The sequence below is a fragment of the Serratia sp. AXJ-M genome (genome assembly GCF_046531865.1).
Lineage (GTDB): Bacteria > Pseudomonadota > Gammaproteobacteria > Enterobacterales > Enterobacteriaceae > Serratia > Serratia liquefaciens.
On record NZ_CP059394.1, the window covers coordinates 2,710,704 to 2,734,844 of the forward strand.

The 24,141-nt window shown below is 55.5% G+C and carries 24 protein-coding genes; 18 read left to right on the forward strand and 6 right to left on the reverse strand.

The genetic code is table 11. From position 1 onward, the window contains the following. Position 1 precedes the first annotated feature (1 nt). The 8 genes from H0S68_RS12680 to ogt all read left to right on the forward strand — a co-directional run bounded on the left by H0S68_RS12680 (position 2) and on the right by ogt (position 7,878). On the forward strand, positions 2–1,114 hold the full coding sequence (locus H0S68_RS12680; RefSeq protein WP_044551450.1) for an ABC transporter ATP-binding protein: 1,113 nt from the start codon (positions 2–4) through the stop codon (positions 1,112–1,114). 19 nt (positions 1,115–1,133) lie between these two features. Continuing rightward, a complete protein-coding gene (locus tag H0S68_RS12685; protein WP_020827044.1) occupies positions 1,134–2,417 on the forward strand; it encodes a Gfo/Idh/MocA family protein in 1,284 nt (427 codons plus the stop codon). Positions 2,418–2,435: 18 nt separating this feature from the next. Further along, positions 2,436–3,344 carry an ROK family protein gene (locus H0S68_RS12690; protein WP_044551454.1) on the forward strand — a complete coding sequence of 303 codons (909 nt, stop codon included), beginning with the start codon at positions 2,436–2,438 and terminating at the stop codon, positions 3,342–3,344. A gap of 333 nt (positions 3,345–3,677) precedes the next feature. Continuing rightward, on the forward strand, positions 3,678–4,448 hold the full coding sequence (gene agaR / locus H0S68_RS12695; RefSeq protein WP_046373443.1) for a transcriptional repressor AgaR: 771 nt from the start codon (positions 3,678–3,680) through the stop codon (positions 4,446–4,448). 25 nt (positions 4,449–4,473) lie between these two features. Further along, the gene (locus H0S68_RS12700) at positions 4,474–5,640 is read left to right on the forward strand and encodes an SIS domain-containing protein (protein WP_020827047.1); all 1,167 of its coding nucleotides are present in this window, start codon (positions 4,474–4,476) and stop codon (positions 5,638–5,640) included. Positions 5,641–5,649: 9 nt separating this feature from the next. After that, positions 5,650–6,504 carry a tagatose bisphosphate family class II aldolase gene (locus tag H0S68_RS12705; protein WP_020827048.1) on the forward strand — a complete coding sequence of 285 codons (855 nt, stop codon included), beginning with the start codon at positions 5,650–5,652 and terminating at the stop codon, positions 6,502–6,504. Between the two features lie 326 nt (positions 6,505–6,830). Further along, on the forward strand, positions 6,831–7,142 hold the full coding sequence (locus H0S68_RS12710) for a hypothetical protein (protein WP_410528745.1): 312 nt from the start codon (positions 6,831–6,833) through the stop codon (positions 7,140–7,142). Between the two features lie 211 nt (positions 7,143–7,353). After that, positions 7,354–7,878 carry a methylated-DNA--[protein]-cysteine S-methyltransferase gene (gene ogt / locus H0S68_RS12715; protein ID WP_046373441.1) on the forward strand — a complete coding sequence of 175 codons (525 nt, stop codon included), beginning with the start codon at positions 7,354–7,356 and terminating at the stop codon, positions 7,876–7,878. A 50-nt stretch (positions 7,879–7,928) separates the two neighbouring features. On the opposite strand, the gene H0S68_RS12720 is transcribed toward ogt, so the two are convergent. Together H0S68_RS12720 and H0S68_RS12725 are read right to left on the reverse strand one after the other, a co-directional pair. Continuing rightward, positions 7,929–8,465 carry a glycine zipper family protein gene (locus H0S68_RS12720; protein WP_410528746.1) on the reverse strand — a complete coding sequence of 179 codons (537 nt, stop codon included), beginning with the start codon at positions 8,463–8,465 and terminating at the stop codon, positions 7,929–7,931. An 18-nt stretch (positions 8,466–8,483) separates the two neighbouring features. Beyond that, positions 8,484–8,840: a hypothetical protein gene (locus H0S68_RS12725; RefSeq protein WP_410528747.1), complete on the reverse strand. Its 357-nt coding sequence runs from the start codon at positions 8,838–8,840 to the stop codon at positions 8,484–8,486. A 407-nt stretch (positions 8,841–9,247) separates the two neighbouring features. On the opposite strand from H0S68_RS12725, the gene H0S68_RS12730 reads away from it, so the two are divergent. Beyond that, entirely contained in the window at positions 9,248–10,012 is a 765-nt protein-coding gene (locus tag H0S68_RS12730) for an FNR family transcription factor (RefSeq protein WP_012145310.1), read from the forward strand. Between the two features lie 127 nt (positions 10,013–10,139). Then, complete coding sequence (gene uspE / locus H0S68_RS12735; protein WP_020827051.1) at positions 10,140–11,102, forward strand: universal stress protein UspE; 963 nt, start codon at positions 10,140–10,142, stop codon at positions 11,100–11,102. 53 nt (positions 11,103–11,155) lie between these two features. Here the strand turns inward: uspE and pntB are convergent, their stop codons facing one another. Further along, on the reverse strand, positions 11,156–12,550 hold the full coding sequence (gene pntB / locus H0S68_RS12740) for a Re/Si-specific NAD(P)(+) transhydrogenase subunit beta (protein WP_041414583.1): 1,395 nt from the start codon (positions 12,548–12,550) through the stop codon (positions 11,156–11,158). A gap of 10 nt (positions 12,551–12,560) precedes the next feature. After that, the gene (pntA, locus tag H0S68_RS12745; RefSeq protein ID WP_044551475.1) at positions 12,561–14,090 is read right to left on the reverse strand and encodes a Re/Si-specific NAD(P)(+) transhydrogenase subunit alpha; all 1,530 of its coding nucleotides are present in this window, start codon (positions 14,088–14,090) and stop codon (positions 12,561–12,563) included. A 539-nt stretch (positions 14,091–14,629) separates the two neighbouring features. Between pntA and ydgH the strand changes: the two genes are divergently transcribed. Further along, the gene (ydgH, locus tag H0S68_RS12750; RefSeq protein WP_048758739.1) at positions 14,630–15,580 is read left to right on the forward strand and encodes a DUF1471 family protein YdgH; all 951 of its coding nucleotides are present in this window, start codon (positions 14,630–14,632) and stop codon (positions 15,578–15,580) included. Positions 15,581–15,825: 245 nt separating this feature from the next. Continuing rightward, entirely contained in the window at positions 15,826–17,217 is a 1,392-nt protein-coding gene (locus H0S68_RS12755) for an amino acid permease (RefSeq protein WP_128865203.1), read from the forward strand. A 28-nt stretch (positions 17,218–17,245) separates the two neighbouring features. Here the strand turns inward: H0S68_RS12755 and H0S68_RS12760 are convergent, their stop codons facing one another. Continuing rightward, entirely contained in the window at positions 17,246–17,662 is a 417-nt protein-coding gene (locus H0S68_RS12760) for a hypothetical protein (RefSeq protein ID WP_020827058.1), read from the reverse strand. A gap of 126 nt (positions 17,663–17,788) precedes the next feature. On the opposite strand from H0S68_RS12760, the gene folM reads away from it, so the two are divergent. The 6 genes from folM (at position 17,789) to H0S68_RS12790 (ending at position 23,936) form a co-directional block, all read left to right on the forward strand. After that, entirely contained in the window at positions 17,789–18,511 is a 723-nt protein-coding gene (folM, locus tag H0S68_RS12765; RefSeq protein ID WP_410528748.1) for a dihydromonapterin reductase, read from the forward strand. 73 nt (positions 18,512–18,584) lie between these two features. Next, positions 18,585–19,310 carry a two-component system response regulator RstA gene (gene rstA / locus H0S68_RS12770; protein WP_041415408.1) on the forward strand — a complete coding sequence of 242 codons (726 nt, stop codon included), beginning with the start codon at positions 18,585–18,587 and terminating at the stop codon, positions 19,308–19,310. Then, positions 19,307–20,611, forward strand: coding sequence for a two-component system sensor histidine kinase RstB (rstB, locus tag H0S68_RS12775; RefSeq protein ID WP_020827061.1), 1,305 nt, complete (start codon positions 19,307–19,309; stop codon positions 20,609–20,611). The genes rstA and rstB overlap by 4 nt, the downstream gene beginning before the upstream one ends. A 66-nt stretch (positions 20,612–20,677) precedes the next feature. Further along, positions 20,678–22,174 carry a carboxypeptidase M32 gene (locus tag H0S68_RS12780; RefSeq protein ID WP_048758738.1) on the forward strand — a complete coding sequence of 499 codons (1,497 nt, stop codon included), beginning with the start codon at positions 20,678–20,680 and terminating at the stop codon, positions 22,172–22,174. A gap of 347 nt (positions 22,175–22,521) precedes the next feature. Continuing rightward, positions 22,522–22,812: an acid resistance repetitive basic protein Asr gene (gene asr / locus H0S68_RS12785; RefSeq protein ID WP_142815140.1), complete on the forward strand. Its 291-nt coding sequence runs from the start codon at positions 22,522–22,524 to the stop codon at positions 22,810–22,812. Between the two features lie 302 nt (positions 22,813–23,114). Further along, positions 23,115–23,936, forward strand: a complete 822-nt coding sequence (locus H0S68_RS12790; protein WP_046373433.1) for a trypsin-like serine peptidase — start codon at positions 23,115–23,117, stop codon at positions 23,934–23,936. Between the two features lie 3 nt (positions 23,937–23,939). On the opposite strand, the gene H0S68_RS12795 is transcribed toward H0S68_RS12790, so the two are convergent. Further along, entirely contained in the window at positions 23,940–24,077 is a 138-nt protein-coding gene (locus H0S68_RS12795) for a hypothetical protein (RefSeq protein ID WP_400826784.1), read from the reverse strand. Positions 24,078–24,141: the final 64 nt, after the last annotated feature.

Genomic DNA, 24,141 nt, shown 5'->3' on the forward strand with positions numbered 1-24,141 from the left:
CATGGCCGGTATTCAGTTAAACAATGTGAAGAAGGTATACCCCAACGGTTTCAATGCGCTGCACGGGGTCGATCTGGACATTAAAGACGGCGAATTTATGGTCTTCGTCGGGCCGTCCGGCTGCGCCAAATCTACCCTGCTGCGCATGATCGCCGGGTTGGAGAGCGTCAGCGAAGGCCAGATCCTGATCCACGATCGCTGCGTCAACGACACCATGCCAAAAGATCGCGGCATCGCCATGGTGTTCCAGAACTATGCGCTTTACCCGCACATGACGGTCTACAAGAACATGGCGTTCGGCCTGATCGGCAAGGAAAGCAAAGCCGAAATTGACCGTCGGGTGCGTGATGCCGCCGAAAAGCTGGAGATCACCAACCTGCTGCAGCGCAAACCGGGTCAGCTGTCCGGCGGACAGTGCCAGCGCGTGGCGGTCGGCCGCGCCATCGTGCGCAAACCCAAGGTGTTTCTGTTCGACGAGCCGCTTTCCAATCTGGACGCCAAGCTGCGCGTCTCGATGCGCGTCCAACTGATCGAACTGCATAACCAACTGAAACAGGAAGGCGCCGCCGCCACCATGGTGTACGTCACCCACGATCAGGTGGAGGCGATGACCATGGGCGACCGCATCTGCGTGATGAACCGTGGCGCCATTATGCAGGTGGATAAACCCATTAACCTGTACCACCAGCCTGCTAACCGCTTCGTCGCCGAGTTTATCGGCAGCCCGTCGATGAACCTGCACGACATGGCGGTGACTCGTAGCGCACAGGGTATTGGGCTGCGCATCGGCAATGAATATCCGCTCGAACTGCCGCCGGCGCTGCAACAACAGCTGGAAAGTTATCCGCACCCGCGTGTGTGTCTGGGCATCCGTCCGGAGTCTCTGCGGCTGTGTGCGCCAGGCAGCAGCAACTGCTTCCCGGCGAAGATTGTCACCATCGAACGCATGGGCAACGAAGAGTTGCTGCACTGTGAACTGGCTGAACTGCGCTTTGTGCTGCGTATGGCGTCGCAACCAGACTGGGAACCACGTCTGGGAGAACAGATCCATCTGGCTTTCGATCTGACCCGTGCGCACCTGTTTGATGAAATCAGCGGCCAAAACCTCAAATAACAAGATCGGAGAACGAGCAATGTCGTCAGCTAAACAAAATGGTTTTGCCGGTCGCCCGGTTCAGGTTCTGGTGATTGGCGCCGGGGCACGCGGTGAAATTTACTCGCGCTACGCGTTGGCGCATCCGGATTTAATGCAGGTAGTCGCGGTAGCCGAACCGCGTGATGTTTATCGGCAGCAGTTCGTCGAACAGCACGGTATTTCGGCGGATAAGGTGTTCACCGACTGGCAACAGGCCGCCGACGCCGGAAAACTGGCCGATGCGGTGCTGATCTGCACCCAGGACACCCTGCACCTGGAACCGGCGCTGGCCTTTGCCAAGCAGGGTTATGCCATGCTGTTGGAAAAACCGCTTTCGCCGGTAGCCAGCGAGTGTCGCACCATCGTTGAAGAGGTGGTACGTCAAAAGCTGATTTTCTCGGTCGGCCACGTACTGCGCTACACGCGCTACACCCAAAAACTCAAGCAACTGCTGCGCGATAACGTGATTGGCGACATCGTCAGCCTGCAGCATCTGGAACCGGTAGGCTACTGGCATCAGGCACACTCCTTTGTTCGCGGCAACTGGCGCAACGACAATGAAGCCGCCTTTATGCTGCTGCAGAAGTCCTGTCACGACATTGACTGGATCCGTTACATCATGGAACTGCCCTGCGAACAGATCAGTTCGTTCGGCGGTTTACGCCATTTTCGCCAGGAGAACCAGCCTGCCGGTGCGGCTGACAACTGCCTTGACTGCGCCGTGGAAGCCAGCTGTCCTTACTCCGCCAAGCGTATTTACCTTGGCGACGATCACAAGGCCACGCCGGGCTTCCTGCGCGTATTAACGCCCGAGGTCAGCCAATCACACCTGCAGGCGGCGCTGCGCGACGGTCAGTATGGCCGCTGCGTCTACCGCTGCGACAATAACGTGGTCGATCACCAGGTGGTCAATATGCAGTTTGCCGGTGGCCGCACCGCCTCCTTCACCATGACCGCCTTTACCCGACTGGAAGATCGCAAAACCCGTATTTTCGGCAGCCACGGTTGCCTCGAGGGCGACGGTCGCTATATCCGTATCACTTCGTTCGTTGACGACAGTGAAAAAGTGTACGACGTCGAAGAAGCCGACGATCTGCATGCCATGTCCGGCCACGGCGGCGGCGACTACTACCTGATGCAGCATTTCATTGACGCGATCCGCACTAACGATCCGTCGCAGGTGCTGTCCGGACCGGCGGAAACGCTGGAAAGCCATCTGATGGTCTTCGCTGCGGAACGCGCACGCCGAGAATCTGCGGTAATTACCCTGAGTGGAGCCTGAAACGTGGAAATATCACAGATGCGTTACGGTTTCGACATCGGCGGCACCAAGATTGAAATGGCGGCCTACGATCGCCAATTGCGGCAGGTGCTGTGCCAACGGGTGAGCACGCCTACCGGCGATTACCGCGCATTTTTGTCCTGTATCCAGCAATTGGTCGACCATGCCGATCGCGAGCTGCACACCCAGGGCAGCATCGGCATCGGCTTGCCGGGCGTGACCGATCCCCGCAGCCGTAAGCAGTTGGCGGTTAACGTCCCCTGCCTCACCGGGCACTGCCTGGCGGACGATTTGGCCCATGAACTGGCGCGGCCGGTTGAAATTGAAAACGACTGTCGCTGCTTCGCCCTTTCCGAGGCCAGCACGCCGCAAACCGAGCATCTGGCGCTGGTCTTCGGCGCCATTATCGGCACCGGTGCCGGCGGCGGGCTGGTGATGAACAAGCAATTGCACAAGGGCCGAAACGGGCTGGCCGGTGAATGGGGCCATACGCCGATCTCTGCTCAGTTGGCGCAGCGTTACGATTTACCGTTGTTTACCTGCAATTGCGGCCTGACCGGTTGTTTTGAACGCTACGTTTCCGGCAGCGGTCTGCTGGCGCTAAGCCGTCATTTCGGCCATCGCGCCGACAGCGTACCGGCGCTGATCGCCCATTACCGGCACGGAGATCCGCTGGCACAGCGGCTGATAGCGATGTACGTCGATATTCTGGCCAGCGCCCTGGCAGGGCTGCAATTGCTGCTGGACGTTGACGCCTTCGTGCTCGGCGGCGGACTGTCGAACGTCGGGGAGCTGTACGCCCTGCTACCGCCGGCCATGAGCGCCTGGCTGTTGCCGGGTACCGAACCGGCGGCAGTCTATCCGCCAGTGCACGGTGACAGCAGCGGCGTACGAGGGGCCGCATTATTACGCCAAAGCTGGCAATAAAAAAACAGTGAAACGCCAGACGGGAATAAATGAATGTCGTGGCTTTCATCCTGCTTTCGACAAATTACCTCAGGCGGTGAGTTGCCGCCTGATAAATAACGAATTACCGCTTTTCACTTTATTTTTCGGCCGCTTTCGGTTGATCACCAATCGAAAGCAAAAACAAATATAACCAGTTGATACATATAGATTTTTATAAATTTATCGGTTGCATTTCATTGTTTCGTTTGCTGTAATTTGCCACGAACAACTGAAAGCACTCCTGTCAGATTAGCTGCGACGCATTGCGCCGCGGCAGGGTATGACTACAGCTAAATCGGGAGTCACGCGTTAATGATAAATACCGTAAAACGACGGGAATTAATTATCGACCAGCTTTGTCGCGAAGGCTCGGTGCGCGTCGAGCAACTCAGCGCCCAGTTTTCTGTTTCCAGCGTCACCATCCGCAGCGATTTGCGCCAGCTGGAAAAAAGCGGCTGTGCGGTGCGCGCTTACGGCGGCGCAATGCTCAATAAACAGTTTGCCTTCGACCGCCCGCTGCAAGACAAGGGCCGCATCAATCGCGACGTGAAATACGCCATTGCCTGCGCCGCGGCGGAATTGGTTAACGACGGCGATGCCATCATCCTCGACTCCGGCTCCACCACCAGCCAGATGGCGCAGCAACTGGTCGGCAAGAAAGACCTGGTGGTGATGACCAATGCGCTGAACATCGCGTTCGAACTGGCCAACAACGAACAGGTTGATCTGATGGTGGTGGGCGGCAGCGTACGGCGCAAATCCTGGTCACTGTATGGCCCGGCGGCGGAGCAGCATATGCGGCAATTTCGTTTCGACAAGCTGTTTCTCGGCGTCGACGGTTTTGACCTGCTCAGCGGCATCACCACGCCAGATCCTGGTGAAGCGCAGCTCAACCGCGCGATGTGCGACGTAGCGCGCGAAGTGATCGCCGTTGCAGACGCCAGCAAATTCGGTCGCACCAGCTTTTGCATGATCCGTGAAATTGGCCAAATCCAGCGTTTGGTCACCGACAGCCGCATCCCGGAAAACTACCTGCATGCGCTGAACCATTTAGGTGTCGACGTGATTATCGCCGACCGTTAACCGAGGCTTTCAAGGAGTTTTCAACATGAACGGTTATTTTGCTTACGATGCGGGCTGGCTGGAACAACGGCATGCGCTGCATACCGCACGTGAGATCTGGCAACAGCCTGATTTATGGGACGCCCTGCACCGACAGCTGCAGGAGCAACAAGCCTTGTGGCAACCTTTCCTGGCACCGCTGTTGGCCAATCCTCGCCTGCAGATTGTGCTGTGCGGTGCGGGCAGCTCGGCCTTCGCCGGCCGCGCGTTAGCCCCCTGGCTGCGTGAAAAAACCGGTCGTGACGTGGTGGCCTATGGCACCACCGATATCGTCGCCAACCCACACCAATATCTGGATCTGACGCGCCCAACGCTGCTGGTTTCTTTTGCCCGTTCCGGCAACAGCCCGGAAAGTGTCGCGACAGTCGAACTGGCCGACCAACTGCTGCCGGAAAGTTATCACCTTATGCTGGTTTGTAACCCGGACAGCCAATTGGCGCACTATGCCCATCAGCGCGAGAACGTCTGTTCGTTAGTGATGCCGCAAGGCTCCAACGATCAAAGCTTCGCCATGACTTCCAGTTTCAGCTGCATGATGCTGTCCGCCGCGCTGTTGCTCGGGCCGCACTCCCTTTCCGAGGCCCAACGCCCACTCGCGACCATGGTGGCGCGCTGCCGCGAACTGCGTGAAACGCTGCAACCACAGGTAAAAGCGTTCGCGGCCAGCGGTTTTCGACGCTACATCACGCTGGGCGGCAGTTGTTTCACCGGGCTGGCGGAAGAGGCTTCGTTGAAAATGCTGGAACTGACCGCCGGGCAGATTGTCACCCGCTACGACTCACCGCTTGGCCTGCGCCATGGGCCCAAATTTATGGTCGATGACCAAACGCTGGTGCTGCTGATGTTCTCCAGCGGTGACTATGCCCGCCAATACGATCGCGATTTGTGGAACGAACTGCATCGCGATGGTCTGGCGATGCAGATGGTCGGCTTGACCGGCAGTGCGCAGCCGGTATCGGACATGATGCTGAACCTGCACCACGCCGAAGACGACGTCTGGCTGCTGTTCCCTTACCTGTTATTCACCCAAATGCTGGCCTTTGAAAGCTCGCTGGCGCTTGGCATGACGCCGGACAACCCATGCCCGACCGGTGAAGTTAACCGGGTGGTTAAAGGCGTCACCATTTACCGTTATCCGTCTTCTGTGGCGTAAGGAATCTCTATGTACCTGATATCCAACCGGGAAATGCTGCAAAAAGCACAACGCCAGGGTTATGCCGTACCGGCGTTCAACGTCCATAATCTGGAAACCGTGCAGGTGGTGGCGGAGACCGCCGCCGAATTGCGCTCGCCGGTGATCATGGCCGGCACGCCTGGCACATTCAGCTATGCCGGCACCGACTATTTGATCGGTATCTGCCAGGCGGCCGCACGCCGTTACGATTTGCCGTTAGCGCTGCATCTGGACCATCACGAAGAGATGGACGATATCGAATACAAGGTCAAAAGCGGCATTCGTTCGGTGATGATCGACGGCTCACATCTGCCGTTCGAACAGAACATCGCCAAAGTGGCTGAGGCCGTCGCATTGTGCCATCGCTACGGCGCCAGCGTTGAGGCAGAATTGGGCCGCCTCGGGGGCCAGGAGGATGACCTGATTGTCGACTCCACCGACAGCTTCTTCACCGATCCGGCCGCCGCGCGCGAGTTTGTCACCGCTACCGGCATCGATTCGCTGGCGGTAGCCATCGGATCGGCTCACGGGCTGTACCACGGCGAACCCAAGCTGGACTTCGACCGCCTGGCGCTAATCCGTGAGCAGGTCGACATTCCACTGGTACTGCACGGCGCATCCGGTATTCCAGAAGCCATGGTGAAACGCGCCATTTCTCTAGGGGTGTGCAAGGTCAACGTCGCCACTGAGCTAAAAATCGCTTTTGCCGACGCGGTAAAAAGCTATTTTTCACAACATCCCGATGCCAACGATCCGCGTAAATACATCGTGCCCGGCAAGCTGGCGATGAAAGAAGTGGTGGCAGAGAAAATCCGTATCTGCGGCAGCAGCGGCATGCTGTAACTCAGCATAAATCACCACGCTTGGCCGTAGTTTCAGTTTCAACTGCGGCCACTCCGCATTTTTTAACGTGATACGCTTCACAGTAAAACCGCCATACTCCCTCGTCATTCATTAAGCAGACTTCACTATGATCTAAATCATGGTTTTGCCAGCCCCCCCTCCCTATTATCAAATCCATCAAGACTAAATATTAAGAATAGTATATAAACAATTCTACAAGGAGGGCGCGACTAATTCGATTTTTGGCGATCATCAACTTGCCTGATTGATTTTTGTTTAATTGGACTGTTTTATTTTCCTGTTTCATTTTTAAAAAGGAATTAATAATGAACCATTCACTCATGGCATTGATGCTATTGGCCCTGCTACCCGCAACCCTGCAGGCTGCTCAACGAACCAGTCACCACGTGGCTTCCGGTACTATACGCTTTATCGGCGAGATCACCTCACCGGCCTGTACTATCCAACATAGAAATGAAGAAACCATTTCTCGCTGTGCAGGTTTGGTATCGGCTCAGGGTCAACGCCCTATCACTAGCTCATTGAACAATATGCCACCAGAATTAGTTTCCAACGTGACCACCGAGATAATTAATAATAACGACCGGTTGAAGAACATCACCATCAGCTATAAGTAATGGGGGCATTTTATTGTTAACCCTGCTTGGTGTGATAAACATTATTGATATATTATAAATTTATTTTATAAATAAGCCCCTTTGTACCCCACTCATTTTTCAGTCGTCAGTATGGGCAACCTGAGGTTGCCCATCTTCATGTCCGGAATCCGCCATCGTCCCGCCTGGTTTCGTGCAATAATCTGCCCATCAAACGAGAGGAGTGATCAAAATGCAGACTTTTTTTATTGATCGTATGGCGACGCCGGTGGGTGAGCTGGTGTTGATTGCCGATGAGCAGGACCGCTTGCGCGCTATCGACTGGACGGAACACGAAACCCGCCTGATGAAGCTGCTGAATACCCATTACCGAGCCGATCGTTTTCAACTGGTGGACAAGGCTAACCCCGGTGGTCTGACCGATGCCATGCAGCGCTATTTTTCCGGTGAACTGGATGTGATCAACGATCTGCCGGTCATGACGGCCGGCACTGAGTTCCAGCGCAGTGTCTGGCAGCAACTGCGCCAGATCCCGTGCGGCGAGATCATCACCTACGGTGAACTGGCTAAGCGTATTGGGCGCCCAACGGCGTCCCGTGCGGTGGGGATGGCCAACGGCTCCAACCCCATCAGCATCGTAGTGCCCTGCCATCGGGTGATTGGCTCACAGGGCGCATTGACCGGCTATGCCGGTGGCGTTCAGCGTAAACAGTGGCTGTTGAAACACGAAGGCTACCTGCAAAACGATCTGCTTTAATTCAACCCACCGGAATAGCGCAGCTCACTATGGGCTATTCCAGTGGTTTATTAATGAGGAGCATAATCCGGCGGGACCCCGCTGTCCGACGAAGAGGGAACGTAGTCCGGCGGTATAGTTGATGCAGGCTGTACATCCTCAGAGGTGTAACCGTAACCCACTGGTACCTTATTGCCTTTGGCATACATACACTGGCTGTAAACCCTGTCGTAGCGATCCTGCAAATCGGCGCTACTGCCCGAGGCCGAACTTCCGGCCATTGAACTGCCCACCAGCAATCCGCCGCCGGCACCAATAAGCGCACCAGGTCCAGCATCTCCGGATACCGCGCCGATCAACGCCCCTGCTGCCGCGCCAACCACCGTGCCGGCGGCGGCGGTGCCAGCCGCGTTGTCATTCGCCGTCTGAGCACCGTTTCCTACGCTGTTCTGTGCATAGCCGCGGCACAACGCCTCATCACGGTTGAATTGTTCATAGCTCTTGCCGGTACCCGGCAAGCTCATCACTTCCGGTCCAGCAGGCGGCGTCACGCAACCGCACAGCCCTGATACCAAAGCCAGTAAAGTAAAAACAGGGAGTAATTTCATCACCGATCCGCCTCAGATTTACCGGGACGCCGAGCTGTCTGGCACCACTTTCATCCAGCCGTCAGGACAACGCGCCACCTGCGGGTAGTAACCTGCCGGACGTCGGCAGTAATATGCGTAGGCTGGGGCCCTTTCTATGTAATTCTGTGGCGGTGCCACGTAGACCACCGGTGGCGGAGCATAATAGACCGGCGGTGGCCCCCAGGGGATACCTATTACTACCCGCGGGCCATAATAACCGTGCCCATAATAACCGTGCCCATAATAGCCATGGCCGTAATAGCCATGGCCATAGTAGCCGTGTGCAAACGAGGCCGTGCTTGCCGCCATCAATGCCCCTGTTGCCAGCATTAACAACATGACCTTTTTCATCATTGACTCCTCAACCAATGGTCACCTCACCCAATAACAAGATAACGCTCGTCTGGGAGTTCTCTGCGGCAAAGATTGGGATGAATGCGATCGGTTTTCGCCAACAAATGTGTACAAATATTGGTCTGGAACCGCAAAAAGGCGCTCAAAAGGCAGGGTTAAATGCTGCTTACTGAAAAATACGCTGCGCTACCCCGCATTTCTTGCGGATACGGAGAACCAAGCGCGTCGACCGTCCCTTGGCGTAACTAGCAAATAAATCGAAATATTTCAGCCAGCTACAGAACAATCGGCTGCAAGCCTGCTTAATATTCGCACAGAATGCCCCCGTTCTTATTAATGCTACCCTTATCACCTGCCGGAAAAGATGTTAAAATTGACGCATATCAATTATTGAATGAGCGTAATCTATGATCCCGGAAAAACGCGTGATTCGTCGTATCCAGTCTGGTGGTTGTGCGATCCATTGTCAGGATTGCAGTATCAGCCAGCTGTGTATTCCTTTTACTCTTAATGCGCACGAGTTGGACCAGCTCGACAACATTATCGAAAGGAAAAAGCCTATCCAGAAGGGCCAGACCCTGTTCAAGGCCGGCGATGAACTGAAATCGCTGTACGCTATCCGCTCCGGGACCATCAAGAGTTACACCATTACCGAACAGGGTGACGAGCAAATCACCGGCTTCCATCTGGCGGGCGATCTGGTCGGTTTTGATGCTATCGGCGGTCTGAAGCACCCAAGCTTCGCTCAGGCGTTGGAAACCTCGATGGTATGCGAAATCCCATTCGAAACGCTGGATGACCTGTCCGGTAAAATGCCTAATCTGCGCCAACAGATCATGCGTCTGATGAGCGGCGAGATTAAAGGTGACCAGGACATGATCCTGCTGTTGTCGAAGAAAAATGCCGAAGAGCGTCTGGCGGCATTCGTCTACAACCTCTCGCGCCGCTTTGCGGAGCGGGGTTTCTCACCGCGCGAGTTCCGCCTGACCATGACCCGCGGCGATATCGGCAACTACCTCGGCCTGACGGTTGAAACCATCAGTCGCCTGCTGGGCCGCTTCCAGAAAAGCGAAATTCTCAGCGTTAAAGGCAAATACATCACCATCGAAAACGTCGATGCCCTGTCTGTGCTGGCCGGCACGCCACGCATTAACGTCACCGTAAACGCCTGATCCCTATGCTGGGTTAATCATTCGACAGAATTATTGACCCAGCACACCTCTGCCGCTGTTCTGTTTTTCAATGTTGGGTTACTCTGTAAATTGACAGACTGTTGATTTTCAGCTGTAAGGAGGCCCTATGGCGAAGTATCAGAATCTTCTGGTGGCTATTGACCCCAATCAGGACGACCAGCCGGCGCTGCGCCGGGCGGTATACCTGATAAAACGCAATGGCGGGCGCATTAAGGCCTTCCTGCCTATTTATGACTTCTCTTACGAGATGACGACCCTGCTCTCGCCGGACGAAAGAACGGCAATGCGGCAAGGCGTTATCAGTCAACGCGCCGCTTGGATCACCGAGCAATGTCGTTTTTATCTCGACGAAGGCGTGCCCATTGAAATCAAAGTGGTCTGGCATAACCGCCCTTATGAGGCGATTATTCAGGAAGTGATCGCCGGTAAGCACGATCTGCTGCTAAAAATGGCGCACCAACACGATCGTCTTGAATCCGTCATTTTCACCCCAACCGATTGGCATCTGTTACGCAAATGCCCGTGCCCGGTGTGGATGGTCAAAGATCAGCCCTGGCCTGAAGGCAGTAAAGCGGTGGTTGCGGTTAACCTGGCCAGTGAAGAACCCTATCACGATCCCTTGAACATCAAACTGGTGCAGGAGACCGTTGAGTTGGCGCATAACGTCAACCAAACGGAAGTGCATCTGGTCGGCGCTTACCCGGTCACCCCCATCAATATCGCCATTGAACTGCCTGATTTTGACCCCAGCGTATACAACGATGCCATCCGCGGACAGCATCTGATTGCCATGAAGGCGTTAAGACAGAAATTCGGCATTAACGAAGAATTCACCCACGTTGAAAAAGGCCTGCCGGAAGAGGTAATCCCCGACCTGGCTGAGCACCTGCAGGCGGGCGTCGTGGTATTGGGTACCTTGGGCCGTACCGGCATCTCGGCGGCGTTTATCGGCAATACCGCCGAACATGTGATCGACCATCTGAAATGTGACCTGCTGGTGATCAAGCCAGAAAACTTCAACTGTCCGATCGAAGTTGACGAAGATGATGAGCACGACGACGAAGACTGATGTTTGACGCATAAAAAAACGGGCCCAAGGGCCCGTTTTTATTTGCCTGCGCGTTACGCCTGTAGCGCACGCAGAATCGCTTCCACACTCTCTTTGGCGTCACCAAACAGCATCTGGGTGTTCTCCTTGAAGAACAGCGGGTTCTGGACGCCGGCGTAACCGGTGTTCATCGAACGCTTGAAGGCAATCACATTCTGCGCCTTCCACACTTCCAGTACCGGCATGCCGGCGATCGGGCTACGCGGATCTTCCAGCGCGGCCGGGTTCACCGTATCGTTAGCGCCAATCACCAACACGGTGTCGGTATCAGGGAAATCTTCGTTGATTTCATCCATTTCCAACACCACGTCGTAAGGCACCTTGGCTTCAGCCAGCAGTACGTTCATGTGGCCAGGCAAACGCCCGGCAACCGGGTGAATACCGAAACGTACTTTGATGCCACGCGCGCGCAGTTTCTCGGTGATTTCCGCCACCGGATACTGCGCCTGAGCGACCGCCATGCCATAGCCTGGGGTGATGATCACCGAAGTGGAGTTCTTCAACTGCTCGGCAACTTCTTCCGCGGTCGTTTCGCGATACTCACCCATTTCTTCCGCATTACCGGTCGAAGAACCGTCGGTACCGAAGCCGCCGGCGATTACGCTGATAAACGACCGGTTCATCGCCTTACACATAATGTAAGACAGGATGGCACCCGAAGAGCCTACCAGTGCCCCGGTCACGATCAGCAGATCGTTGCTCAGCATGAAGCCCGCCGCTGCCGCTGCCCAGCCCGAATAGGAGTTGAGCATCGACACCACCACCGGCATATCTGCCCCGCCGATGGAAGCCACCAGATGCCAGCCAAACGCCAACGCGATAGCGGTCATCAGCACCAATGCCACTGCCTGCCAGCCCACGCTGTCGGCACGAACAAACACCACCAGCAGCAGGAAGGAGACGACCAGGGCCGCCAAATTCATTTTGTGGCGATTTGGTAGCGCCAAAGGTTTGGACGAGATGATACCGCGCAGTTTACCAAAGGCGACAATCGAACCTGTGAAGGTCACCGCACCGATAAAGATACCGAGGAACACTTCGGTCAGATGGATGTTTTCCATCACCGGCTCCATCGGCGCACCGTGATCCAGATAGCTGTTTAAGCCCACCAGTACCGCCGCCAGGCCGACAAAGCTGTGCAGTACCGCCACCAGCTCTGGCATTTCGGTCATTTCGACCTTCTTCGCCAGATAGACCCCAATAGAACCGCCGATAATCATCGCGATGATGATCCAGCCCACGTTGCCGGAATCCGGCCCGAGAATGGTGGCGATCAGCGCAATCGCCATCCCTGCGATACCAAACAGATTGCCCCGCTTGGACGTTTCATGGCGCGATAAACCCGCCAGGCTGCAGATAAACAAAATAGCGGCAACAATGTATGCAGCTGTAACTAATCCTCCAGACATGTGCTACCCCTTAGTTCTTGCGGAACATCTTCAGCATGCGCTGAGTGACGGTGAATCCACCAAAAATGTTGATGCTGGCGATCAGCACGGCGATGAAGGAGAGGAAACTCACCCAACCGCCGTGGCCAATCTGCAATAACGCACCGACCACGATAATCCCTGAGATCGCATTGGTGACCGACATCAACGGGGTATGCAATGCATGGCTGACGTTCCACACCACGTAGTAACCCACCACGCAGGCCAGCGCAAACACGGTAAAGTGAGACAGGAACTCTTTCGGCGCGGCGTCGGCCAACCAGCCAAACAGAATAATCGCCAACGCCATCAGGCCATATTTCAGCCAAGGTGATACCGGTTTTGCCTCCGGCTTGGCGACCGGGGCCGCCGCCTGCGCCTGTTTCGGCTGGGCAGAAACCTGGATTGGCGGTGCCGGCCAGGTGACTTCGCCACTGCGCACCACGGTCACGCCGCGGATCACGGTGTCTTCGAAGTCGACGTCAATTTCGCCATTTTTCTCTTTCGACAGCAGCTTCAGCAGGTTAACCAGGTTGGTACCGTAAAGCTGCGAGGATTGAGTCGGCAAACGGCTTGGCAGATCGGTATAGCCAATGATTTTCACGCCGTTATCGGTAACGGTCACACGGTCGGCCACGGTCAGCTCGCAGTTACCCCCGTTTTGTGCGGCCAGATCGACGATCACGCTGCCCGGTTTCATCGAAGCCACCATTTCTTTGGTAATCAGCTTCGGTGCCGGTTTGCCCGGGATCAGCGCCGTGGTGACGATAATGTCAACCTCCGCCGCCTGAGCAGCGAACAGCGCCATCTCTGCTTTGATAAAGGCTTCGGACATCACTTTGGCGTAGCCGTCGCCGCTGCCCGCTTCTTCCTCGAAATCCAACTCGAGGAATTCCGCGCCCATGCTCTGCACCTGCTCTTTGACTTCAGGGCGAGTGTCGAAGGCGCGAACAATGGCTCCCAGGCTGCCGGCAGCACCGATGGCCGCCAACCCGGCGACGCCGGCACCGATGATCATCACCTTGGCCGGTGGAACCTTGCCCGCAGCGGTGATCTGACCGGTAAAGAAACGGCCAAACTCATGCGCGGCTTCAACAATTGCCCGGTAGCCGGCGATATTCGCCATAGAACTCAGCGCGTCCATAGACTGTGCGCGTGAGATGCGCGGCACCGAATCCATCGCCATCGCGGTGACGTTGCGTTCGGCCAGCTTCGCAATCAGTTCAGGGTTTTGCGCCGGCCAGATAAAGCTGACCAGGGTGCTGCCCTCACGCATTAACGCGATCTCGTCCTCAAGCGGCGCGTTAACTTTCAAAATCAGATCCGACTGCCAGACATCGGCAGTGTCGGCGATCTCAGCCCCAGCGGCTTGATACGCGCCATCGTCAAAACTTGCCAGTTTACCCGCCCCGCTTTCAATCGCGACGGTAAAGCCCAGCTTCAGCAGTTGTTCCACCGTTTTCGGCGTTGCTGCGACCCGGGCTTCATTGGCCAACCGTTCTCTTGGTACACCAATACGCATAATGTTCCCTTCTCACCTGTCTTTGATGATGTTTATTATCGTCCTGCCCATAGCGATGGCGCCGGCTGACAGGCCTTTGCTTACGCTTGTCGGCATCGAATTAAGGCACCATCTATAACCTACTGAAAATATGATCGATGATCCATAATTGCTTACGCATTCAGGTCTGTTTTTACATAAAAACCCAGCTAACGACATGACAAATCGCAATTTAAAGTTAAAAAGCCCGTTGGAATGGCGCTTTAGCGGCCAGATTGCGATAGCACCCGGTGCGCGGATATCTGGCGCGACGCGGCTGGCACGCATAAAAGTTATAAAATTGTGAATAATTAACACTTATGACATCAAAGGCTTTATTATTGAAACTTATGGTGATGCTGCGCAGAATGACGGACATCATTCTTCCGGGAATTTGTCTCATGAGATGACATAAAATGCTGAGACACTGCTCGAGATTACATGTAATAATCGGCGGCTGAATTACACCTAAACAGTTCAGCACGTTATAAACGTTAATGCGCTAGGCGAAAGGATTTTTTATGAAGCTGAAGAACACGATCATCGCGTCAGCCTTGTTATCACTCACTGCGCTGTCCGCTCATGCGGCGCAAGAGTTAACTCCTGAAAAAGCAGCGGCGCTGAAGCCGTTTGATCGCATCACGATTACCGGCCGCTTTAATGCCATCAATGAAGCTGCTGATGCAATTTCCCGCCGTGCAGACAAGCTGGGTGCAGACGCCTTCTACATCCAGGACAGCAACAACAGCAACAACGGCGGCAACTGGCGCGTCACCGCCGATCTTTACCACAAAGATGCGCCAGAAGTGAGTAAAGAACCGAAATACCGCGTGATTAACGGCGTTACCGAGCTGCCGAAAGAACAAGCCTTCCTGCTGGAGCCTTACGATACCGTAAGCGTCAGCGGTTTCTACCGCAGCCAGCCGGACATCAACGATGCCATCACCAAAGAAGCGAAAAAGAAAGGCGCAGCCTCCTTCTTTATCGTACGTCAGGTTGATGCCAACCAGGGCGGCAACCAGTTCATTACCGCCTACATCTATAAAGCCGATGCACCTAAACGTACCGTTCAGAACCCGGATGCCATCCCGGCCGACTCTGAAGCCGGTAAGGCCGCTCTGGCTGCCGGTGGCGCTGCTGCTGCCAATGTGGAAATCCCTGGCGTAGCCTCTTCAGGCTCACCAAGCCGTGACGTAGGCCGTTTCTTCGAAACCCAGTCTTCAACCGGTAAGCGTTATACTGTCACGTTGCCTAACGGCACCAAAATTCAAGAAGTAAACAACGTGACCGCCGCGCAGATGGTGCCGTTTGACTCAGTGACCTTTACCGGCCACTTCAACAGCATGACCGACGTTTCTACCGAAGTGGCGAAACGCGCGGCTGAGAAAGGCGCCAAGTACTATCACGTAACCCGTCAGTGGCAGAACAAGAGCGGCGGCAACCTGACCGTCAGCGCTGATCTGTTCAAATAAGTTTCACTTTGCGGTTTACCATCGGGCAGCCATTGAGCTGCCCGTTTTTTTTGCCCCGCCTGTCGCCCGCCAGTTGAATAATTTTTTGCAAAAATCGCATATTCAATCATTGCATCCGCAGAGATCCATCCGTAGAATTTGCGCGAATTTTTAGGGCTATTGTCTATTTGTTCAGTAATTACCATTACGTTGTTACTGCCGAGCAGTTCCCTCCCAGTTGTTTATTCTGTGTTCAGGATCCGTCATTGGAAAAGAAACTAGGTCTTACCGCGTTAACCGCATTGGTGCTCAGCTCAATGCTGGGCGCTGGGGTTTTCAGCCTGCCGCAAAACATGGCGCAAGTCGCCAGTCCGGCCGCCCTGCTATTGGGTTGGGCGATTACCGGCGTCGGCATCCTGTTTCTGGCTTTTGCCATGCTATTGCTCACCCGCCTGAGGCCCGATCTGGACGGCGGTATTTTCACCTATGCGAAAGAAGGCTTCGGCGAACTGGTGGGTTTCTGCTCCGCCTGGGGGTATTGGCTGTGCGCCGTTATCGCCAATGTTTCTTACCTGGTGATCGTGTTTGCCGCGCTAAGTTTGTTCACCGATCGCGGCGGCGAGGTCATTTTAGGTGACGGCAATACCTGGCAGGCGCTGCTGGCTGAGTCGCTGCTGCTGTGGATTGTGCATGCGCTGGTACTGCGCGGCGTGCAAACCGCGGCCAGCATTAATTTGGTCGCCACCCTGGCCAAACTGTTGCCGCTAGGGATGTTTGCCGTCTTGGCGGCGGTTGCCTTCAAAATGGACGTATTCACGCTGGATTTCCACGGCGTCGCGCTTGGCAAACCGGTGTGGGAACAGGTTAAAAATACCATGCTGATCACCCTGTGGGTGTTTATCGGCGTGGAAGGCGCAGTGGTGGTTTCGGCCCGTGCACGCCATAAAAAAGATGTGGGCCGCGCCACTATGCTGGCCGTGGTTTCCGCACTGGCGGTTTATCTACTGGTAACGCTGCTCTCATTGGGCGTGGTACCGCGCAGCGAATTGGCTGAGATGCGCAATCCGTCAATGGCAGTGTTGATGGTCGATCTTATTGGGCCATGGGGTGATGTGATTATCGCCGCCGGACTGATCGTCTCGGTCTGCGGCGCTTACCTGAGCTGGACGATCATGGCTGCCGAAGTGCCGCTGCTGGCGGCGCAACACGGCGCTTTTCCGAAAATATTCAGCAAGCAGAACAAGAACCACGCGCCTTCGGCTTCGCTGTGGCTGACCAACCTCGCGGTACAGTTCGCTCTGGTGCTGATCTGGCTGACCGGCAGCAACTACAACTCGCTGCTGACTATCGCTTCGGAAATGATCCTGGTGCCCTATTTCCTGGTCGGCGCCTTCCTGTTTAAGGTGGCGATCCGTCGTCAGGACAAGCGGCTGATGTTTGCCGCGACGGGCGCTTGCCTGTATGGCATTTGGCTGCTCTATGCGTCAGGCTTGATGCATCTGCTGATGTCGGTGCTGCTGTATGCGCCCGGGCTGTTGGTGTTTATCTATGCAAGGCGCGGACATGGTGATGTCAAATTGCTGAATCAGCTGGAGAAAGGCAGTATTTTTCTGTTGCTGGTGGCCACGGTACCGGCCGGCTGGTTTATGTTGCAGTAGTGAAAAACGGCCGGGTGGAAACACCCGGTCAGTTAGATTGGGACAGGCCCAGGCTGATGCTCATGCGTTCACCCACCTGAGAGATAATCACTCCCTCAACGCACTCTTGTTGGATGGCTGCCAACTGCTGCTTATCGAGCGCATACGGTAGTTTAATGTCGAACACTGCCAGCCCCTGCTGCTGCGCCAGATCGATCAGACGCACAATGTTGGTTTCGTCGCTGACCTGGGTGGAAACCACCTGCAGCGCCAGCGCCTTCAACTGCTCTTTCCGCGTTTGTGATGCGGAAGCCTGCGATTTCAATACCATGCCAAAAAACGGCATCACACCATAGATTGCATCTACAAAGCGCCAGTGCTTCTTGCACGATGCGGACAGAAAATCCATGTAATCAAAACAGATTTTCTCACTGCGGGCGACGGGTGCAAGGTGACTACTGTTCATCCCTTCCTCTCATTGCCAGTGTATTACATCCTGAAATGGATAATCGATGCGAAGCTTTAACGAATTTCCGCCGTATAATGGCATAATTCCCCTATTGTTTGCCAGTCTGTCCAGGAGCTTTAATCAATGGAACTTCACAACTCTGCGCCGGTCCTGATCACCGGCGGCGCACGTCGGATTGGGCTGGCCCTGACCAGGTCATTCTTACAGCGCGATATCCCGGTGATCATTGCCTATCGCAGCACTTATCCGGCGCTGAGCGAGCTGAAAAGACTGGGCGCTACCTGTATTCAAGGGGATTTTTCCACCCATGAGGGCATTTACAGTTTTGCCGAACAGGTGCGCCAAACAGCCCCAAAACTGCGCGCGGTGATCCACAACGCCAGCGCCTGGCAGGCCGAATCCCCAGAGGTGCCGCCGGAGCAGGTGATGGCGGCGATGCTGCAAATTCACGTTTATACCCCCTACCTGCTGAATCAGCTGCTGGAACCCTGCCTGCTGGGCCAGGGTCAAGCCGGGGCTGATATCATTCACCTGACAGATTATGTGGTGGAAAAAGGCAGCGACAAACACATTGCCTATGCCGCCAGTAAAGCCGCCCTGGACAATATGACCCGCTCGTTTGCCCGCAAGCTGGCACCGGAAGTCAAGGTCAACGCCATCGCGCCTGCGCTGATTATCTTTAACCCGGGCGACGACGAGCATTATCGTCAGCAGGCGTTGGCAAAATCGCTGATGAAAATCGCCCCCGGCGAAAGTGAAGTGGTCAACCTGGTGAACTACTTGCTGGACAGTCGTTACGTCACCGGCCGAACCCATGGCGTGGATGGCGGAAGACCCCTGCGCTAGCGCATGATCTGCATGGCTTATCGCGGTGCCCCGCGCTATGCTGAATTTCGTTATTCTGATAAAACCGCTGAATATGCATAAAATTGTTTTTGTTGAAGACGATCCGGAAGTCGGCAAACTGATTGCCGCCTATCTGGGCAAGCACGATATTGAGGTTCTGATCGAGCCGCGTGGTGACAGCGCACAGGCTCGCATCGAGCTGGAGCAACCGGATCTGGTGCTGCTGGACATTATGTTGCCCGGTAAGGACGGTATGACTTTATGCCGCGACCTGCGTCCGACCTTCGCAGGCCCGATCGTGCTGCTGACCTCGCTGGACAGCGACATGAACCATATCCTTTCGCTGGAAATGGGTGCCAACGATTACATCCTGAAAACCACGCCCCCGGCGGTGTTGTTGGCGCGCCTACGCCTGCATCTGCGTCAGCATGGCCATCAGCCAAAGGAAGAATCGACCCAGCCGATCACCCAGCACAACGCCTTGCACTTTGGCTTGTTATGCATCGACCCGGTCAACCGCCAGGTGACGCTGGGCGAAGAGATCATCACCCTTTCCACCTCGGATTTCGATCTGCTGTGGGAGCTGGCCACCCATGCCGGTCAAATCATGGATCGCGAAGCCCTGCTGCAAAACCTGCGCGGCGTGAGCTATGACGGCCTGGACCGCAGTATCGACGTCGCGATTTCCCGCCTGCGTCGCAAATTGTACGACAACGCACTGGAGCCTTTTCGCGTCAAAACCGTGCGCAATAAAGGTTACCTGTTCGCCCCGAACGCCTGGGAGTTCGTGCAGCAATGAGAAAGCTCTTTGTGCAGTTTTTCCTGCTGCTTTTCGTTTGCTTCCTGGTGATGGCGATGCTGGTTGGCCTGGTGTACAAAGTCACCGCTGAACGCGCCGGCCGCCAGTCGATGGACGACCTGATGAAAAGTTCGCTGTACCTGATGCGCAGCGAACTGCGGGAAATCCCGCTGAAAGACTGGAACAAGACCATCGCCACGCTGGATTTGAACCTGTCGTTTAAGCTGCACATTGAACCGCTGGGTAAACAGGATCTGAGTGAAGACCTGAAGAAACGCCTGCGCCTTGGCGAAATTATCGCGCTCGACGATCAATACACCTTTATGCAGCGCATTCCCCGTAGCCACTATGTGTTGGTGGTGGGTCCGATCCCTTATCTGTTCTATCTGCATCAAATGCGGCTGCTGGATTTGGCGCTGCTGGTGTTTATCGGCATGTCGCTGGCGCTGCCGGTGTTTCTGTGGATGCGCCCGCACTGGCAGGATTTGCTGAAGTTGGAAAATGCGGCACAGCGCCTGGGGGCCGGGCACCTGGATGAACGTACCCATTTCGATCCTACCTCCAGTCTGAACCGGCTTGGGGTGGCCTTTAACCAGATGGCGGATAACGTCAATACGCTGATCGCCAGCAAGAAGCAGCTCATCGACGGCATCGCCCACGAGCTGCGTACGCCACTGGTACGGCTGCGTTATCGGCTGGCGATGAGCGATAATCTGTCCGATAGCGAGCAACAGGCATTGAATCGCGATATCGGCCAGTTAGAGTCACTTATCGATGAACTGCTTACCTACGCGCGGTTGGATCGTCCCCAGGTGGCGCTCAATATAGAGCCGCTCGACTTGCCCAAATGGTTGGAAGACAAGGCGGATGACCTGCGGCTTATCCATCCGGAACGAGAAATTCAACTGGATATCCCCCACGTCGGCGATTTTGGCGGCGTTGATTTGCGTCTGATGGAGCGGGTGCTGGATAACCTGGTAAACAACGCATTGCGTTACTCCGAACAGCGCCTGCGTATCGGCCTGTGGTTTGACGGCGACAATGCCTGCTTACAGGTAGAAGACGATGGACCCGGCATTCCGCCGGAAGAGCGTGAACGGGTATTCGAACCCTTTGTCCGCCTCGATCCGAGCCGCGATCGTGCCACCGGCGGTTGCGGCCTTGGCCTGGCCATTGTGCATTCGATTGCCGTGGCCTATCAGGGCCAGGTTTATGTTGACGCCAGTTCGCTCGGCGGTGCCAGCTTCCGTTTCTGTTGGCCAATAAAGCCCACTTTCGATTTAAAAGCAGACCCGGTGTAACCCTGTTCACGCACAGCATGACTACGCGAAAGAGTGATCCGGATTAAAATAATATGGAGCTAAACGATGACATCTGCACATACCCCATCCTCATACGACGAGCTGCGCGCCCTGTTCACCCGCCTGTCGCGCTTCGGCCACCTTTCCGCTATTGCCGGTTGGGACATGCAAACCATGATGCCACCGGGCGGCAGCAAAGCACGTTCGGAAGCGCTGGCTGAACTGAGCGTACTGCAACACCAAATTTTGACCGCAGAAAAAACCGGCCGCCTGTTTGAACGTGCACAGCAGGAAACCCTGGATGACATTGATCGCGCCAACCTGCTGGAAATGCGTCGCCAATATGACAATGCGGTGCTGGTGCCGGAGTCGCTGGTCGAAGCCAAGTCGCTGGCCGGCGCGCGTTGTGAACATGCCTGGCGCGCTCAGCGTCCAGCCAACGACTGGGAAGGTTTCGCGGAGAACCTGCGTGAAGTAGTCAAGCTTAGCCGACAGGAAGCGCAGATCCGGGCCGAAGCAGCAGGCACCAGCCGCTACGATGCGCTGCTGAATCTGTATGAACCGGGCATGCGCAGCAGCGATATCGACCGCATTTTTGGCGATCTGAAAACCTGGTTGCCTGACCTGCTGCAGAAAGTGGTGACCAAACAGGCTCAGGAACCTTGCCTGATCCCACAAGGGCCGTTCAATGTGGAGACCCAGCGTCAACTGAGTTTGAGCGTAATGAAACTGCTCGGTTTTAACTTTGATGGCGGCCGCGTGGACGTCAGTGCACACCCATTCTGCGGTGGCGTACCTGAAGACGTGCGCATCACCACTCGCTATAACGATAAAGAATTCCTGACGGCACTGCTCGGTATCGTGCATGAAACCGGTCATGCCCGTTACGAGCAAAACCTGCCGCGTGACTGGCTGGGCCAACCTGTAGCTCAGGCGCGCTCAACGGCCATCCACGAATCGCAAAGCCTGCTGTTTGAAATGCAGTTGGCGCGCGGCAGCGACTTCCTGAAGATCCTGCGCCCGTTGGTGACCCAGCAATTTGGCGAGCAGCCGGCGCTGGAAGAAGCTAACTTTATCCGTCTGAATCAGCGTGTAAAACCCGGCCTGATCCGCGTAGATGCTGACGAAGTGAGCTACCCGGCGCACGTAATCTTGCGTTATGAGATCGAGAAAGCCCTGGTTGAAGGCGAGATCGAGGTGGAGGACATTCCGGCACTGTGGAATGAGAAAATGAAGGGTTACCTCGGCCTGGATACCGTCGGCAACTACCGTAATGGCTGCATGCAGGACATTCACTGGACTGACGGTGCCTTCGGTTACTTCCCGACTTACACTCTGGGCGCCATGTATGCCGCGCAACTGTTCCACAGCGCACGTGAAGCAATGCCATCGTTGAGCAGCGACATTGCCGAAGGCAACCTGAATCCGCTGTTCCACTGGCTGAAACAGAATATCTGGCGCCACGGCAGCCGCTTCCCTACCGATACGTTGATCGCTAACGCGACCGGCGAAGCGCTTAACCCGGCCTATTTCCGCAAGCATTTGGAAAACCGCTACCTGTAATCCTGTCCCCAGGCACAATGTCCCGTGCCTGGGCATTTTCCCCTGCTTTACCAGCATGATTCCATAGCGCACTTCCCCCTCTTACGACACCTTGGCCGCAGAGAGTGGGTCGGCAATCCTCCTTATGTATGTTGTAACTAAAATGGAAAAATTAAGTGCCTGTTGGGCATCCGCTCTAACTGCGATTATCGCTCGCCGGCGCTTTCATCTCCCTTTTCTGTGGGTTCGTACATTAGGTTACACGCCGAAACCAATCACTCACGGAAAGCATTCTGGCGTTTGCCTACTATCTTTACACCGGCCCCGCAGTGGGCTCGATACATGATGAGTCATTTGAGGAATCTACAATGAAAAAAGTATTAGCTCTGGTTGTTGCCGCTGCAATGGGTCTGTCTTCTGTTGCCTTCGCTGCTGACGCTGCCACCACCACGGCAACCCCTGCTGCGACAGCGACTACCACCACCGCAGCTCCGGCTAAAACCACTCACGTGAAGAAACATCACGCGAAGAAAGCGCCAGTACAAAAAGCGCAGGCGGCTAAAAAGCACCACAAAGCTACTGCCAAAAAAGCGCCGGCTCAGAAAGCCCAGGCCGCCAAGAAACACCACAAAAAAGCCACCAGCACGCCAGCGGCATAATCGCAATCTGAAGTGAGGCTCCCCTCACCAGTCCAGGCTTGAGTTGTCCAACACCCGGTTCGCCGGGTGTTTTTTCATCGGGGGTTCTCATCATGCTGCGTCGCTACCTATTTGAGATCATTTTGGCCAGCCTGATCCTTTGCGGGCTCATTGCCGCCTTTTTTTATCTGTAGCCGCTCAGCCCTTCGGGATAAGAAATTATTGAAAAATCAATCACTGCCCATCCACACTGCGACTAAATCAGTCTATAGTTACCATTCAGTGTGTTTATGGATGACCCGTCATTTCCAGGCAAGAAACCTATGCGCATAACCGTTTTGCTGTTGCTGTGCTCATTCCCGCTCGCACTTTCCCTCTCAGCAAGGGCCGACAGCCCTTCCGATGCATCGATCGCTGAGCAAACACGCCTGTTTTTTGGCAAAGATGAACGCATCAAGGTCACCGAAACAGACGGCTGGCCGTGGCAGGCGATTGGCCAGGTAGAAACCGCCAGCGGTAATTTGTGCACCGCCACGCTGATCTCTCCTCATCTGGCACTCACCGCCGGGCACTGCGTGCTGGCACCGCCGGGCCAATTGGACAAGGCGATCGCACTGCGCTTTGTGGCCGGCAACAAGAGTTGGCAATACCAGACCGACAATATCGAGACGCTGGTTGACCGCAAGCTGGGCAAAAAGCTCAAGGCCGACGGCGACGGCTGGATCGTACCGCCAGCAGCCGCGGCGTATGACTTTGCCCTGATCCGCCTAAAGGATAAAAAGCCGCTGCCGATTAAGCCGTTGCCGCTGTGGCAAGGCGACAGCAAGGCTCTGACTCAGGCGCTGAAACAGGCCAAACGGCTGATTACCCAGGCCGGGTATCCGGGAGATCACCTCGACGATCTCTACAGTCACCAAAACTGTAAAGTGACGGGTTGGGCGCAACAAGGCGTACTGTCGCATCAATGCGATACCCTGCCCGGCGACAGCGGCTCGCCGTTATTGCTGAAAACCGCCGCTGGCTGGAAGCTCATCGCCATTCAAAGCTCCGCACCGGCAGCCAAAGATCGTTACCGTGCCGATAACCGCGCACTGGCGGTGACCGGTATCCGCGATGCGCTGGACGCACTGGCCGCGGGGAAATAAGCGTTATAAGCCGGCGTGGGCTTCTGCGCCGGTTTCCCTTGAGACGTTTCCCGCCATAAAGCCCTTGGGCGTGGTGCCGGTGAACCGCCGGAAGAACGCGATAAAAGCGCTGTCGCTGGAAAAGCCCAAATGCTGTGCCACGGTGCTGACCCTGGGCAAAACCTGCCCGCAACGCTGCTGGTGTGCAGCCTGTGCCTGGTCTGCA